At 67.7% G+C, this 15503-nt stretch carries 12 protein-coding genes; 7 read left to right on the forward strand and 5 right to left on the reverse strand.

What is annotated here, in order from left to right:
• Window positions 1–7: 7 nt before the first annotated feature.
• Window positions 8–1831: an ABC transporter transmembrane domain-containing protein gene (locus FHT36_RS16965; RefSeq protein WP_169123671.1), complete on the forward strand. Its 1824-nt coding sequence runs from the start codon at window positions 8–10 to the stop codon at window positions 1829–1831.
• A 3-nt stretch (window positions 1832–1834) separates the two neighbouring features.
• Here FHT36_RS16965 and FHT36_RS16970 read toward each other — a convergent pair whose 3' ends face one another.
• Together FHT36_RS16970 and ada are read right to left on the reverse strand one after the other, a co-directional pair.
• Window positions 1835–2329 carry a GNAT family N-acetyltransferase gene (locus FHT36_RS16970; RefSeq protein WP_169123672.1) on the reverse strand — a complete coding sequence of 165 codons (495 nt, stop codon included), beginning with the start codon at window positions 2327–2329 and terminating at the stop codon, window positions 1835–1837.
• Between the two features lie 82 nt (window positions 2330–2411).
• On the reverse strand, window positions 2412–3491 hold the full coding sequence (gene ada, locus FHT36_RS16975; RefSeq protein ID WP_169123673.1) for a bifunctional DNA-binding transcriptional regulator/O6-methylguanine-DNA methyltransferase Ada: 1080 nt from the start codon (window positions 3489–3491) through the stop codon (window positions 2412–2414).
• A 78-nt stretch (window positions 3492–3569) separates the two neighbouring features.
• Here ada and FHT36_RS16980 point away from each other — a divergent pair, with 78 nt between their 5' ends.
• Window positions 3570–4049, forward strand: coding sequence for an IS5 family transposase (locus FHT36_RS16980; RefSeq protein ID WP_407077084.1), 480 nt, complete (start codon window positions 3570–3572; stop codon window positions 4047–4049).
• Between the two features lie 118 nt (window positions 4050–4167).
• Here FHT36_RS16980 and FHT36_RS16985 read toward each other — a convergent pair whose 3' ends face one another.
• Together FHT36_RS16985 and FHT36_RS16990 are read right to left on the reverse strand one after the other, a co-directional pair.
• On the reverse strand, window positions 4168–4821 hold the full coding sequence (locus tag FHT36_RS16985) for a MarC family protein (protein WP_348644494.1): 654 nt from the start codon (window positions 4819–4821) through the stop codon (window positions 4168–4170).
• Window positions 4822–4871: 50 nt separating this feature from the next.
• Entirely contained in the window at window positions 4872–5585 is a 714-nt protein-coding gene (locus FHT36_RS16990) for a TolC family protein (protein WP_246702280.1), read from the reverse strand.
• Between the two features lie 304 nt (window positions 5586–5889).
• On the opposite strand from FHT36_RS16990, the gene FHT36_RS16995 reads away from it, so the two are divergent.
• Window positions 5890–6996 (forward strand): linear amide C-N hydrolase, encoded by a 1107-nt coding sequence (locus FHT36_RS16995; protein WP_169123677.1) that lies wholly within the window; start codon window positions 5890–5892, stop codon window positions 6994–6996.
• Window positions 6968–8404 carry an MFS transporter gene (locus tag FHT36_RS17000; RefSeq protein WP_169123678.1) on the forward strand — a complete coding sequence of 479 codons (1437 nt, stop codon included), beginning with the start codon at window positions 6968–6970 and terminating at the stop codon, window positions 8402–8404. The genes FHT36_RS16995 and FHT36_RS17000 overlap by 29 nt, the downstream gene beginning before the upstream one ends.
• Window positions 8405–8424: 20 nt before the next feature.
• On the opposite strand, the gene FHT36_RS17005 is transcribed toward FHT36_RS17000, so the two are convergent.
• On the reverse strand, window positions 8425–9396 hold the full coding sequence (locus tag FHT36_RS17005; RefSeq protein ID WP_169123679.1) for an AraC family transcriptional regulator: 972 nt from the start codon (window positions 9394–9396) through the stop codon (window positions 8425–8427).
• Between the two features lie 731 nt (window positions 9397–10127).
• On the opposite strand from FHT36_RS17005, the gene glsA reads away from it, so the two are divergent.
• The 3 genes from glsA to FHT36_RS17020 all read left to right on the forward strand — a co-directional run bounded on the left by glsA (window position 10128) and on the right by FHT36_RS17020 (window position 15365).
• Window positions 10128–11123, forward strand: a complete 996-nt coding sequence (glsA, locus tag FHT36_RS17010) for a glutaminase A (RefSeq protein WP_169123680.1) — start codon at window positions 10128–10130, stop codon at window positions 11121–11123.
• Between the two features lie 60 nt (window positions 11124–11183).
• Window positions 11184–12839 carry an MFS transporter gene (locus FHT36_RS17015; protein WP_246702281.1) on the forward strand — a complete coding sequence of 552 codons (1656 nt, stop codon included), beginning with the start codon at window positions 11184–11186 and terminating at the stop codon, window positions 12837–12839.
• 180 nt (window positions 12840–13019) lie between these two features.
• Window positions 13020–15365, forward strand: a complete 2346-nt coding sequence (locus tag FHT36_RS17020) for a tetratricopeptide repeat protein (RefSeq protein ID WP_169123681.1) — start codon at window positions 13020–13022, stop codon at window positions 15363–15365.
• Window positions 15366–15503: the final 138 nt, after the last annotated feature.

Below are 15503 nucleotides of genomic sequence, written 5' to 3' on the forward strand. Positions count from 1 at the left end.
TAGCCGAGTGGATGCCTTGACACAAGCCGACACCTCATCTGCCCCTGTCGATAGCTCCGAAACCCGCGCCGCCGCTGAAAAGCGAAGGCGCGACCTGAAGCCATTGGCGGGCCTTGCGCCCTATCTGAAGCGGTATCGCGGCCGGGTCGCGGCGGCGCTCGGCGCCTTGCTGGCTGCGGCGCTGGCCACGCTCGCACTGCCGATCGCCGTGCGGCGCATGATCGATTTCGGCTTCGCCGAGGACCATGCCGGCCTCGTGGACCAGTATTTTGGTGTGCTGGTGGGCGTGGCCGCCGTGCTCGCGCTCGCCTCCGCCGCCCGCTACTACCTCGTCACCACCCTTGGCGAGCGGATCGTGTCGGACCTGCGCACGGCGGTGTTCGCCCGCCTCGTGACGCTGGACGGAGCCTTCTACGATTCGGCCCGCTCGGGCGAGCTCACCTCCCGCCTCACTGCCGACACCACCCAGCTCAAGTCGGCGGTGGGTGCTTCCGCCTCCACGGCCCTGCGCAATCTCATGATGTGCATCGGCTCGGTGGCGATGATGGTGGTGACGAGCCCGCGCCTGTCCGGCCTCGTGTTGGTGGCCATCCCGATCATCGTGCTGCCGCTGATGGCCTCGGGCCGCAAGGTGCGCCGCTTGACACGGCAGGCACAGGATACCCTCGCGGATGCCTCCGCCTACGCCGCCGAGGCGCTGAACAGCATGCGCGCGCTGCAGGCGGCGAGCGCGGAGGGCGTGGCGCGGCAGCGTTTCGACGGCGCTGTGGAGGAGGCCTTCGGTGCCGCCCGGCAGGCGACGCAGGCGCGCGGCTGGCTCACGGGCATCGCCATCTTTCTGGTGTTCGGATCGGTGGTGGCGGTGCTGTGGGCGGGTGCCCAGTCTGTGCTGGCCGGCACCATGACATCGGGCGCGCTGGGACAGTTTGTGCTCTATGCGGTGCTCGCCGCCGCCTCGCTCGGCAACCTTTCCGAGACGTGGGGCGAGATGTCGGCCGCCGCCGGCGCTGCCGAGCGCATCGGCGAACTGCTCAAGGTCGAGCCTCAGGTGTGCCCGCCGGCCCGGCCGGTGTCGCTGCCCGTGCGGGTGAGCGGCGCCATCCGCTTCGACGAGGTGTCCTTCTCCTATCCCACGCGGCCCGATCAATCGGCGCTCGCGGCCATCGCCTTCTCCATTCGGCCGGGGGAGCGGGTGGCCCTCGTCGGCCCGTCCGGGGCGGGCAAGAGCACCGTGTTCCAGCTGCTGGAGCGTTTCTACGACCCCCAGGCCGGGCGCATCCTCCTCGACGGCATCGATATCCGCGAGGCTGATCCCGTCGCCGTGCGGCGGCAGATGGCGCTGGTGCCGCAGGAAGTGGCCATCTTCGCCGACAGCGTGCGTGCGAACATCCGCCTCGGACGCCCGGAAGCGACCGACGCCGAAGTGGAGGAGGCCGGCCGCGCTGCGCTGGTGGATGAATTCGTCGCCCGCCTGCCGCAAGGCTGGGACACCATGGTGGGCGAGCGTGGCGTGATGCTTTCCGGCGGCCAGCGCCAGCGCATCGTCATCGCCCGCGCCATCCTGCGCGGCGCGCCCATTCTCCTGCTCGACGAGGCCACGAGCGCGCTCGACGCGGAAAGCGAGACGCTGGTGCAGACCGCGCTGGAACGGTCCATGGAGGGCCGGACCACCTTGGTGATCGCCCATCGCCTTTCCACGGTTCTGTCCGCCGACCGCATCCTGGTGATGGAAGCCGGTCGCATCGTGGACGAAGGCACCCACGCGGAACTGGTCGCCAAGGGCGGCCTCTACGCACGGCTCGCGCAGCTCCAGTTCCACGCGGCGGCGTAGGCCTCAGACGCCGCGCCACTCCATCCTGTACGTCAGTCGGCCCGACATGGGGTTGGCGCCCTCCGAGACGATGGCAAGCCCCATCTTCTCGTAGAAGCGCACCGCCCGCGGGTTGTCCTGGTTCACGTCGAGGGCGACGAGGGCCGGGGAGAGGCGTCGCGCCTCCGCCATCAGCGCTTCGGCCGCGCCCTTGCCCCAGACGCGCGGCGCCACGGCGAGCTGATCGAGATAGCCGGTCCCTGGGTGGATGACGACGAAGCCGGCCACAGGCCCGTCCTCGTGCTCCTCCCGCGCCACGCGGATCGATGCGCCGCCAGCGGCGAGGCCGTCCAGATGGCTTTCCAGCCAGGGCAGGCGGGCAACGAAATCGATGTCGGGCATGGTCTTCGACCAGGTCTCGACCCATAGTTGCGCCATGGCCGGACGGTCTTCAGGCGTTGCTTCCGAGAGGATATAGCCGGAGGAAGCCGGGGAGTTGGGCGTGGTCTGGTCGGTCATGGTGATGGGCTAATGGCTCCGGCGGATGAGCCACACTGCGCCCTCCCGGTTGCCGTGGCTTTAATATCCTGCCCGCATCGGCTCAGCCTTCGGTTTCCGTCTTCAGAAGGCGACGCTTGCGTTCCACCCCCCAACGGTACCCCGACAACGCACCGTCCGAGCGGACGACGCGATGGCAGGGGATGGCAACCGCCAGGGTGTTGGCCGCGCACGCCCGCGCCACGGCGCGCACGGCCTTGGCGTCGCCGATGCGTGCGGCGACGTCGGCATAGGTCGCTGTGTCCCCGGCGGGGATGTCGCGCAGGGCCTGCCACACCCGCTGCTGAAACGCGGTCCCGCGCACGTCGAGTGGAAGGTCCAGGCTCATCCGCGGCGCTTCCACAAACCCGACGACCTGCCCGACTAATGTCTCGAAGGCGCTGTCCCCTCCGATGAGGTTTGCCGCAGGAAAGCGGTCCTCAAGCTCGCGGACCAGCGTGCCGGCGTCGTCGCCAAGCGAGATGGCGCAGATCCCCCTTGGGCTGAGGGCCACGAGGATCGCACCGAGGGAGCACTGCCCAACTGCGAAACGGATGTCGGTGTCTTTTCCGCCGCGGCGGAACTGTGTTGGCGTCATGCCCAGCATACCATCAGAACGTTCGTAGAAGCGGCTGCTCGAAGAGAAGCCCGCGCCATAGATGGCTTCGGTCACGCCGCCGGATTCGGCCGATCCCAGTTCGGCGCGCACCCTGCGCGCCTGATGCGCCGCGCCATAGGCACGCGGGGTCAGGCCGGTCACGGCCTTGAACCGGCGGTGGAAATGCCAGGGGCTCATGCCCGCGACTGCGGCCAGTTCATCGAGCTTCGGCAGCACGTCGGAGGCCTCGATCCGTCGGCACGCCTCAGCGATGACGGTGGTGCTGCGTTCGGCAGGGGACGGGCCAAGGGGCTGACACCGCAGGCAGGGGCGGAAGCCCGCGGCCTGGGCCGCCGCTGGATCCTTGAAGAAACGGACATTACGTGGATTGGCTCGCCGCGAGGGGCAGGATGGACGGCAATAGACGCCCGTGGTCACGACCGCATAGACGAAGGCCCCGTCGGCCGAGGCATCCCGCCCCAGCACTTGCGACCACCGCGGATCTTGGTCGGCGGACAATAGCACTGCAGCCGTCAGCGGATCCATGAATAGCCTCTCCGGCTGTTGAACCCTGCCAGCATGGCGCACTGCCGCTCCGAGCGCACCCCGTTCCTTGCTCTCGATATGTCGTCGTCCGCGCGCGTCCATTGGAGGGCAAGAACCGTAGTGCCGGTCCGGCGGAAAGGTCCCAGACCGGAGCGCATCATGATCGACGCTACCCACCTTAAGGCCCACCGCACGGCGGCGAGCCTCTTAAAAAAAGGGAATGCTCCCCGTCGTATCGGGCGCACCACAGACGGATTGAACTCCAAGCTCCACATCGTCTGCGACGGCGAGGGCCGGCCGATCATCATGGTGCTGTCTGAGGGCCAGATGAGCGACCACAAGGGTGCCCGCCTCGTCCTCAATGCCTTGCCGCTGGTCCCCTGCCTGATCGCCGACCGGGGCTACGACAGGGCCTGGTTCCGGGAGGCGCAGGCCGCCAAGGGCATCGCTCCCTGCATTCCTTCACCGCGGAGCCGCAAGCGGCCGTCCGCATATGACAAGACCCACTATCGCCAAAGGCACAAGGTCGAGAACCTGTTCGCCAAACTCAAAGACTGACGCCGCATCGCCACGCGCTACGACCGTTGCGCCCACACTTTCTTCTCAGCCATCTGCATTGCTGCAGCCCCGCTTGCCGGAAGGGCCTGGGCGCCCTCACCGCCGTGTGCAGGCGCGGTCATGCCATCCAGGCGGGGAAGATGTGGCCGAGGGCTGTGGAGATCATCTCCATGGCGATGGCGGCGAGCACGATGCCCATGAGCCGTTTGGAGATGCTGAGCGCGTTCGGCGAGAGGAAGCGTGCCAGCAGGGGGGCCGATGCCATGCAGATGCTGAAGAAGACGACGTAGCCCACCAGCCCCAGATAAAAGCTCACGGTGCCGCCGGGCCGGCTCGCGCCCATCTGCGAGAAGACGATGATGGCCGTCATGGAGCCGGGACCGAGCGCAAGGGGGATGCCCAGCGGGTAGACGCCGAGGCTCGAGGCGGAATTGTACGTCTTCTTTTCTTCCGCGGTGCCGGAATGGGCGCTGTGGTCTTCGCCGCTCAGCATCGACAGCGCGAGCAGCAGAACGATGAGGCCGCCGGCCAGCTGGAAGTGGTTCACATCTATGCCGAAGGCCGAAAGCACCGCGCGTCCGCCCAGGGCGCAGATGAGGCAGCCGGCCGCCACGGTGGCATTGAGGGTCAGCATGATGCTGCGCTGATCCGCGGCCGGCTTGTCAGCCGTCAGGCTGAGGAAGACCGGCATGATCGTCAGCGGATTCATGATGGCGAACAGCGCCGCGAAGACTTTCGCGATCAGGGTAAAATCGAGAGCAGCCAAAATCACCTCGCTCGCCACGCCGGGCATGAAGGATGGAGAGGGCGCGCGGGGCGAGCCTAGCGCGCAACGAGGCCGGAGGCCACGTCGCTCGAGGTCATGGCGCCCAGCGCGAAGGCGAGGTTGGCCGCCGCTACCAGGGATGCGGCATGGCCGTCGCTCTGGGCCTGTCGCGCGGTGAGAAGGCCCGAATCCGCCTCGGTCGCGACGCTGATGTTGCCGACGCCTGCCTGATAGGCGGAGAAGGCCGCGTCGTAGGTGGTCTGCGCCGCCTGTGCCAGCGCCGTCGCCGCGGTGTAGGAGGCGAGCGCCGAGCGCAGGGTGTTGGCCGCAACCACGATCTCGCGCGCGGCCTCGTCGCGCACCCTCTTGAAGGTCGCTTCGCTGGCGGCGGCGCGGGATTCGGCGTTCCTCAGCTGGGCGGCGCGCAGGCCGCCGTCGAAGATCGGCATGCTCGCCCCCACCACGACGCCGGACGCCGAGGAGATCTGCGCGATGTTAGGCAGGTTGGAGGCGCTGAGGCTGCTGTTGCCGCCGGCGGCGATGGCGCCGAGACAGACCTTCGGCATGAACCCCGCTTCGGCGGCGGTGATGCCGGCGCGGCTGGCCTTCATGGCCGAGAGGCTGGCGATCTCGGCCAGCGTCGACAGGATGCGGGAGAGGTGGACGCGGACATCCAGCAGTGCGCTCTTCGGCCAGATGGTGGTGAAGATCACGTACACGACGAGCTTTCCGAGCAGGATGCTCACCACGCGGTCGCGCGCGGAATCCATGTTCAGGCTGGGCCCGAAGCCGTTCAGGCCATACGGCGGAAGCTCACAGCCATGCGCCATCGTCCGGGATCGAAGGGGCGCTTGCACCGGCAGGACGGCTCACCCAGGAGGGTGGCCTTCTCGTACCGTCAAAATTATGCCACGAGGGGAAATGGGGCCTGGCAGGACGGCACCGCGGCTGATGCGTCTTCGCCGGCCGCCCCCGACCGGCGACGCGGGTCGCGGGGCCGGGGAGAGCGGATCGCCCGCCTGCGGGTCCGGCTCGCCGCAAGGATTTCGGGTGTCCGTTGAGAGGGGTCGAAGCATGTGCACCGCGCTCGTCTACACCGATGCAACTGGAGCCAGCTATCTCGGACGTACGCTCGAGCTGACCATCGATCTGCCGTACCAAGTGGTCTATTTCCCCGCCGGCCTCGCCGCGACCTCGCAGATCCCCGGCCATCCGGCTCTCGACTACGAGATGCGCCACGGCTGCCTGGCGGTGACCATGCCGGCGCGCGTGCCCACCGCCGAAAAGCCCATGGGCCTTGCCGACCTCAAGGTGATCGAGGGCCTCAACGATGCCGGCCTCACCTTCAGCCTCCTGTCCTATCCGAGCGCGGCCGGAAAGCAGCAGGCGGTGGATGCCACGCGCGCCATCCTCGCGGTCTCGGACCTCGGAAGCTGGGTGCTGGGCCGGTTCGCAACGGTGGCCGAGGTGAAGGCCGCTCTGGCGGCGCAGCCGGTGATGCTGGAGGCACTGCCCATTCTCGGCGGCGTCGTCTCGCCCTTCCATTATGTGGTCAACGACGCGACCGGCGCTTCCCTGGTGATCGAGTTCGACGCCGGGAAGATGACGCTCTACGACAATCCCGTGCGCGTCATGACCAACGGGCCGAGGTTCGACTGGCACCTGACCAATCTCGACAACTACACCTTCCTCAGCAACGTGGATAAATCGAGCGCGACCTTCGGCGGCCACAAGGCGGTTCAGCCGGATTCCGGCATCGCGACCGCGGGGCTTCCGTCGTCCAGCACGTCGGTGGGACGTTTCATCCGTGCCGTCTACTATGCGACCTTCGCCGAGAAGGCGGACACGCCGGACGCGGCCATTCGCACGCTGGGCCATGTCATGAACAATTTCGACCGGCCCCGCGGCATCAGCATCGACTATCCCGAAGGCGGCGGCGGGCACATGGAGGTGAAGGGCCTCGCGGCGGACACCGCCCATGCCTATGCCACCGAGTTCACCAGCTGGACCAGCCTGTCCGATCTCCAGCGCAAGCTCTTCTTCGTGCGGGATTATTCCCACCTGAACTTCACTCGGTTCGATCTTTCCGCTCTCGCCGGGCTGAAGGCGCCGAAGGTGGTTCCGTTGAGCCACTTGGGGGCAGACCTCGGGGATGGGACGACGGGCCTCCTGGCCGTCTGAGCATCAGGGCGCCGCATCCCGGTCGCCTCAACCTGAGCTTGGCCCCTTCCATTTTGCCGGGATATCATCCGGTTCGGGAAAGCCACTGCACACGTTGCCCTCCGGAGGTCAGTTCATCGAACCGGTGCTTGAACAGGCCGCCGCTCAGGCGCGCGATCCAAGGCGCGCGCGCGCATTTTTCGCTGCCATTCTCTGCAACACGCTGGAGTGGTATGACTTTGCTGTTTATGGGATTTTGGCTACGCACATCTCTGCGGCCTTCTTCCCGCAGGAGGACCGCAGCGCCGCCCTGCTCGCCGCGCTCGCCGTGTTCGGCGTCAGCTTCGTGGTACGGCCTATCGGCGGGCTGATCCTCGGCGGGATCGGCGACCGCAGGGGCCGCAAGCCCGCCCTTCTCATCTCGGCCGGCATGATGGCCGCCGGCGCAGTGACGATCGCGTTGCTCCCGCCATACGCGACGATCGGCATCCTCGCGCCCGTCCTGCTGCTGGCGGCGCGGCTGGTGCAGGGCTTTTCCGCCGGTGGGGAATGGGGCGTTGCCAACGCCTTCCTGCTGGAATGGTCCCCTGAAGGCAAACGCGGTTTCTGGACCAGCTTCATGTCCGTCACGGTGGCGTTCGGCAGTGGGCTCGCCAGCGCCATGGCCGCCATCCTGAGCGCCGTCCTCGACGCTGAGGCCATGGCGGACTGGGGATGGCGGGTGCCCTTCCTGTTTGGCGGCCTGCTGGGCTTCGCGGCCCTGTGGGCGCGGATCGGGATGGAGGAAACACCGGTCTATCGGGAGGCCGACCGTGCGGCGACGCCCCCTGACAATCCGAAGGCCAACATCCGCTCAAGCCTGCTGATTATCGGCTTCGTCATTCACTGGACCGTCTGCTACTACATCTTCCTCATCTATCTTCCGCTCTACACAAAGGCCCATGCCGGCATCAGCGCGGCGCAGTCGGCCTGGTCCAACGCCATCAGCACGCTCGTCATCATGTGCGTCGCACCGATGGTGGGCGCGCTGTCGGACCGGTTCGGACGAAAGCCGTTCCTGCTTGCCTCCACCGTTGCGGTGATCCTTCTGACGCTGCCGCTCTTCTGGGTCATCACGGTCATGCCCAGCTTTGAGCTGGTGGTGGCGGTCCAGATGGTGTTCGGCCTTGCCATCGCCCTTTATTCGGGCTCGGCCCCGGCGGTGAGCGTGGAGTTGTACCCGGCGCGGGTGCGGTCCCGGTGGTCGTCCATGTCCTACGCGCTGGCGGTGGCCATCTTCGGGGGCTTCGCGCCGTTCATCGCGGTCTGGCTGACGGGGGCTCTGAACAGCCCGCTGGCGCCGGCGGCCTATGTGATCGCGGCATCCATCGTCAGCCTGCTGGTCATCCGGCAGATGCCCGAGACCGCGCACCGGTCGATCACCGGCTGAATGGCCGACCGCCGACGCGGTCAGGTCGAGGGCTTGGTGGAAGGCGCGCGCCCGAAATGGGCCTGATAGGCGCGCGCGAAGCTGGAATAGCCCTCATAGCCCATGCGGCGCGCCACCTCGCTGATGGAAATCTCGCCGGTGCGAAGCAAGCGCTCCGCCTCCTCCATGCGCGCCATGTGGCCGTAGGCGTGGGGCGTCAGGCCGAAGGTTTCCTTGAAGCCGGCCGTCAAGTCGTTGCGATTGAGGCCGACGCGCTTGGTGAGCTGCGCGATCGTCGGCGGATTGTGCGGCTCGCGCCGGTAGATCTCCGCCGCGGTCCCGATGGCCGCGTGCTTGGAGGACGCGCCGACCATCGCCAGCGCGCCCCGGGCGGGCAGGGCATTGATCTGCGAAACGATCTCGCACACCAGCTCGAGCCCCTTCGCTCTCATGAAGACGCCCCGCAGCGGCTCGGCATACCGGCAGGACAGCATCTGGTCCGCGATCACGAGGTTGGCCAGGGACATGGGCAGGTTCAGGGCGTGCGGGGCACCCATCCGGGAGGTGAAGATCGGCCGATGGATCGGCGGGATGTGCTCGGTCCGAAGCCCGAAGTGATTCAGCAGATGCTGGCGCTCGCAGACGATCAGGATGCCCCGCAGGCGGGTGCCGGCTGCAGTATCGGAGGCCGAGCTGGGATAGTTGGTGATCTGGAGCGAGTTCCGGCCCACGGACGCAATGCGATCGCCCATGTTGCGGCTGTAGGTGCCGGCGATGGTGAGCTGGATGCACACGAGATCGGCCCGCGCGATTGCGAGACTGTAGGCCTCGCCGGCCTCGAAATTCAGGATGTGCAGGAACGTCGCCTGATCGATCCGCCGGTAGCCGTGCTCCTTGGTCTTGAACACGTCGTCGACGGACCCCAGGAGTTCGCTGCTGGGAATGAAATGCCTGGCGCCGAGCTCGGACTGGATGGTCCCGAAGTCGAGTTGCAGCAGCCGGCGCATCCCCATCCCGCCACCTCCGATCCCTGAGAGCCGTTTGAAACGTCGCGCGGCGCTGGCGTTTCGAACTCCCGGCCCACGACGAACTGCGAGCCCGCTACTGTTGTCAGACTATCGCATTTTGTCACACGCCCATATCCAACTGTCACGCCCCCCCTTTCCGCCCCCTGCCGGACACCGATAAGCAATGGAGTGGTCGGGACGGGAAGCCTGGAGGTATCTGGCTTTCCTGTCAGAATGCTCGAATGAAAAATTCTGCGTGAAGAAGGGCTGATGGCAGCGTTTGGCAGAAATCCGGCTCGGCCACCTGCAACTTCCATCTGTGATCCAGCTCGTCCTGCTCCATTTGAAATGTTTTGCACTGCAGCAAGGGACGGGCTCAGCCTGCGTCCCGCGAGCGCACGTCCGCGCGCAGGCCTTAGGAGCGCCACGATCCGGTCCGGCCCGGCCTTCGCCTTCAGCCCCCGCACCCGCCGCGCGTCGGAAGGTATCGCGCGGCCATGGCGTCGGGGCCAGCCGCAAAGCGTCGCTCCCGACACGCCGGCCGTGCCGTCCTCCTCAGTATTTCGTGAATTCGACAAGAGGTATTCGGGTTTACGTACCGTCCCGGCAAGAGGAGAGTCCCGTAAGATCCTCGGACGGATGAGCGCCACGACTGGAGGACAGTGGCGGCGCGCCGCCTGAAGGGCCGGCGCACGAGCTCCATCAAAAAACGCCCAAAAAGAAGGATGGAACCACCCATGTTTCGAGACGACGAGCAATCATCCCCCGCTTATATCTCCACCGGACATTTGCCGGAGGCGGCCGAGGTCGAGCGCCTGGTGCAGCGCGTCCATGCGCGCTTCAAGGACAATGACGAGGGGGAGAACTCCAAGGTCTATCCGGCGCTGGAGCGGGTGCCGCGCGATCTCTTCGGCATCTGTGTCGCCGGCACCAGCGGGCGCATCTATGCCGCCGGGGATGTCGAGCACGAATTCACCATCATGAGCGTGTCGAAGCCGTTCATCTTCGCCCTCATCTGCGAACTCATCGGCCCGTCACAGGCGCGGGCGAAGCTCGGCGCCAACGCCACCGGCCGCGCCTTCAATTCGCTCGCGGCGATCGAGGCCATGCCGGGCGGCATCACCAATCCCATGGTCAATCCGGGCGCCATCGCCGCCACCAGCCTGGTTCCCGGCGCGACCAGCGAGGAGAAGTGGGCGTTCATCCACGGTGGGCTCTCGCGCTTCGCCGGCCGCGCGCTTCCCTTGAACGAGGAGGTGTACGCCTCAGCGGTCGCCACCAATTTCCGCAACCGCTCCATCGCCCGTATGCTTCAGAGCGTGGGCGCCATCTACAGCGATCCGGACGAGGCGACCGAACTCTACACGCGCCAATGCTCCCTCAATGTGAGCGCGCGCGACCTCGCCGTGATGGGCGCGACGCTGGCCGATGGCGGCGTCAACCCCATCACCAAGGAGCGCGTGGTGGAGCCGGAGGTGTGCCACTACGCCCTCGCCGTGATGGCGACCGCCGGCCTCTACGAGACCTCCGGTGACTGGCTCTACGAGATCGGGCTGCCCGGAAAGAGCGGCATCGGCGGCGGCATCGTCACCGTCTCTCCGGGCAAGGGCGGCCTCGGCACCTTCGCCCCGCCGCTCGATGCGGCCGGCAACAGCGTGAAGGGGCAGTTGGCCGCGCGCTACCTCTCCCAGCATCTCGGCATGGATCTGTTCGTCTCGCGGCCTGAAGAGTGACGGCGCCGCCTCGCCACCGGCTCCGCGCACCAGCACCATAATTTCGGAAGGAAAATGCCCATGACAGGTTCGACCCCGGCGCAATCGCTGGCGGGCCAGCCGCCCGGCCAGGACGCCAAGGAGAGCTGGGTGCCGATGATCGCCATCGCGCTCGGCCAGGTGATCATGTCCTTCAACGTCGCCTCGCTGCCTGTCGCGATGGGCGGCATGGTGAAGAGCTTCAACGTGCCGCCCACCACGATCGCCACGGGCATCGTAATGTATTCCATGCTGGTTGCTGGCTTCGTGATGCTCGGCGCCAAGCTCAATCAACGGTTTGGCGCGGTCAATGTATTCCGTGCCACGGTGGTCCTGTTCGGCTGCGCCCAGGTGCTGATGACCTTCAGCCCCAATGCGACGGTCATGATCACCGCGCAGGGCCTGTCCGGCGCGGCAGCGGCGGCTATCGTGCCCTCGCTGGTGGCGCTGATCGCGGAAAACTATCGTGGCACCCAGCAGGCGACGGCGCTCGGCGCGCTGGGCTCGGCCCGTGCGGCCGCCGGTGTCGCCGCCTTCCTCATCGGCGGCGTTCTCGGCACCTTCATCGGCTGGCGCCCGGCGTTCGGCATCCTCATCGTTCTCTCCGCCGTCGTGTTCGTCCTGAGCTTCCGTCTCAAGGCGGACCGTGGCCGGCCGGAGGTGCAGATCGACCTGGTGGGCGTGGTGCTGGCGGCTGCCGCCATCGTGCTCATCTCGTTCGGCTTCAACAACCTCAACCGCTGGGGCCTCGCGGTGGCGACGCCGGCCGCGCCCTTTACCATCGCCGGACTTTCGCCCGCGCCCGTCTTCATCGTGGTCGGCATCGTGCTCGGCCAGTTGTTCGTGCGCTGGACCCGGCGGCGGCAGGAAGCCGGGAAGACGCCGCTGCTCGCACTGGAGGTCATCACCTCCGGCCAGGAACGCGCTGCGGTGATGGCCATGTTCGCGGTGGTGGCGCTGGAGGCAATGCTGAACTTCTCGGTGCCGCTCTACATCCAGATCGTGCAGGGGCGCTCTCCGCTGGCCACCGCCATTGCCATGATGCCGTTTAACCTGACGGTGTTCTTTTCGGCGATGCTGATCGTGCGCTTCTACGACAAGCTCACGCCGCGCCAGATCGGCCGCTACGGCTTCATCCTGTGCACGGTGGCCCTTGTCTGGCTCGCCTTCGTGGTGCGCAACGACTGGAGCGCGGTGCCGGTGCTGTTCGGCCTCGTCGTCTTCGGGATCGGCCAGGGATCGCTGGTGACGCTGGTGTTCAACGTTCTCGTCACGGCCTCGCCGAAGGAACTGGCGGGAGATGTCGGCTCGTTGCGCGGCACCACCAACAACCTTGCTGCCGCCGTCGGGACGGCCGTGGCGGGAGCGCTGCTCGTCGGGCTGCTCTCCACCATCGTGCTGGGCCGCGTCGCGGCAACGCCGGAACTGACCCCCGAGGTCCAGGCCATGGTCAACCTGGACAGCATCAACTTCGTCTCCAACGACCGCCTGAGGACGGCGCTGGAAACCGCGGGCGCCACGCCGCAGCAGGTCAACGCCGCAGTCGTGGTGAATGCGGAATCCCGGCTGAGGGCCTTGAAGATCGGTCTCCTCATCATGGCCGCCATTGCGCTCCTCAGCATCATTCCCGCCGGGCGCCTGCCGGACTACAAGCCCGGCGAGATCCCGGACCCGGACAAGGCGCCGCCCGCCAAATGAAGAACCGGGCCGGCGCGTCGAGCCGGCCCGCCGACACCTGAGGCAGAGAGAGACGGGCACCCTCAAGACCGTGCCCCGCCTTTCCTGCCGCGGAACCTGCCTGTCCCGGCAGGTTCCGCTACACGAGCACCATGCGCGGCCATAGACTGGCCCCGTACGGCGAATTCAAGGGTGTTCACCATGTCGTTCCGCCGGTTGGTTGGCGTCTGCGCGTCAGCGCTCGCGGCCGGCATTCTCACCGCCGGGCTGATCGCCATGGCGAGCGCGGTGTCCGCCCCACGCGAACCTGCGGCGCTCGCACCCGGCGGCATCGGCGCGTTGAGCGCAGGGGCCCCGGCCGGCTTCGCCGGCTCCACAGCTTGTGCGGACTGTCATGCGGCGGAAACCCGCACCTGGCTCTCATCCCAGCATGCCCACGCCATGAGCCGCGCGGAGCCGCAGACGGTGCTCGGCAATTTCGACGACGCGCGCGTCACGCATCCCGGCAGTTCGGCCCGCTTCTTCCGCGACGGATCGCGCTTCATGGTCGAGACGGAGGGCGCTGACGGCAAGACCGCCGCCTTCGAGATCACCGACACGTTCGGCGTCCATCCCCTGCAGCAATATCTCGTCACCTTCCCGGACGGGCGCCGTCAGGCGCTGCCCTTCGCCTATGACACGCGGACGGCCGCGGAGGGCGGCCAGCGCTGGTTTCATCTCTATCCGGACCAGATGATCGCCCCCTCGGACGCCCTGCACTGGACGGGGATGCAGCAGAACTGGAACTTCATGTGCGCCGAATGCCACTCGACGGCATTGCGCAAGAATTATGATCCGGCTGCAAACCGCTTCGACACCCGCTTTTCCGAGATCAGCGTCGGCTGCGAGGCCTGCCACGGCCCCGCGCGCGGTCATGTGGACTGGGCGAAGGGCCCGCGCGACCGCGAGGTTCCGAACAAGGGCTTTGCGGCCGTCGCCGCCCTTCGCCCGCCGGCGGACTGGACCATCGACCCGGCCACCGGCAGCCCGGCCCACGGCGTGTCACGGCCTGCGGGCGATATGGTCGAGACCTGTGCCCGCTGCCACGCCCGTCGCAGCATCCTCTCGGAGGACTGGCGCCCCGGCCAGCCGCTGACGCAGACCCATCTGCCGACCTTCCTGTCCGAAGGCCTGTTCGAGGCGGATGGAACCATGCAGGACGAAGTCTTCAACGACCATTCCTTCAAGCAGAGCCTGATGTATGCGCGCGGCGTCACCTGCGGCGACTGCCACGAGCCGCATTCGGCCGCCTTGCGCTCCCCGGGCAGCGCGGTCTGCGCCCAGTGCCACCTGCCGGAAAAATTCGCGTCCGAGGCGCACACCGGCCACGCGCCGGGACCAAAGGCGCCCGATTGCATCTCCTGCCACATGCCGGCGCGCACCTACATGGTGGTGGACACGCGGCATGACCATTCCTTCCGCATTCCCCGCCCCGATCTGTCGGCACGCCTGGGCACGCCGAACGCCTGCAACGACTGCCACAAGGACAAGGCTGCGGGCTGGGCGGCGGAGGCTGTCGCGCGGTGGCATGGTCCCGCGCGCAAGGGCTTCCAGACCTGGGCCGAAGCCTTCCACGATGCGCGCGGCGGCGACCCGGCGGCCCGCGATGCCCTGATCCGGCTCGCCACGACGCCGGCCATGCCGGCCATCGTCCGCGCCACGGCGGTGAACGAGCTGCGGAGCTTCCCCTCCATCGCGACCGATGCGGTCCTGCAGAAGGCGCTGGCCGATCCCGATCCGCTGGTGCGCATCGCCGCCATCGAGAACGCCGCCGGCCTGCCACTCGACACGCGCTGGCGGCGCCTCGCTCCGCTCCTGACCGATCCGGTCGCCGGCGTCCGCATCGAGGCTGCGAACCAGCTCGCGGACCAGCCGCTGGCCGCGCTGTCCGCCGCCGACCGGGACCGGCTCGGCACGGCCTTCGGGGAATATGCGGCCGCGCAGCGTCTCAATGCGGACCGGCCAGAGGCGCGCTCCAATCTGGGCGGATTTTTGCTGCGTCGCGGAGACACAGCCGGAGCCGAAGCCGAGTTCCGCGCCGGCCTGAAGCTTCAGCCAGACTTGCCGGCGCTCGCGGTCAATCTCGCCGATCTCTACCGCGTGACGGGCCGGGAGCGCGAGGCCCAGGACGTGCTGGAGCGGGCGATCAAGGCCAACCCCGATGCCGCCGCTCCACGGCACGCCCTCGGCCTCGGGCTCATCCGCCAGAAGCGCTATGACGAGGCCCGGAATGAGCTGAAGCGGGCCTACGAACTGGCGCCGGGCAACGCCCGTTATGCCTATGTCTACGCGGTGGCGCTTCAGTCTCTCGGCCGGGCGCAGGACAGCGCGGCCGTGATCCGGGAGGCATTGTCACGTACGCCCAATGATGCCGACCTGCTGGCCCTGGCGCTGAACGAAGCCATGCGATCCGGCGATGTCGACCGCGCGCGCGACGTCGTTTCAAGGCTCGCGCTCCTGCGGCCGGACGACGCCGAGATCGCCCGCCTGCAAATGCGCCTGCGCTGACGGGCCCGGGGGAGATGGCCCAAGCCGGGCGCCAAGCCTCCGTTTGCCGCGACGCGCCCCCGTCGGCGCGGTCCCCTACCGGAAGCGGAGGGCGGGGCTGGCCTCTGCGTGCGCGAACCTCTAGCCTTGGAGGCAATA

This window comes from Xanthobacter sp. SG618 (assembly GCF_012932745.1).
In the GTDB taxonomy this organism is placed as follows: Bacteria; Pseudomonadota; Alphaproteobacteria; order Rhizobiales; family Xanthobacteraceae; genus Xanthobacter; species Xanthobacter flavus.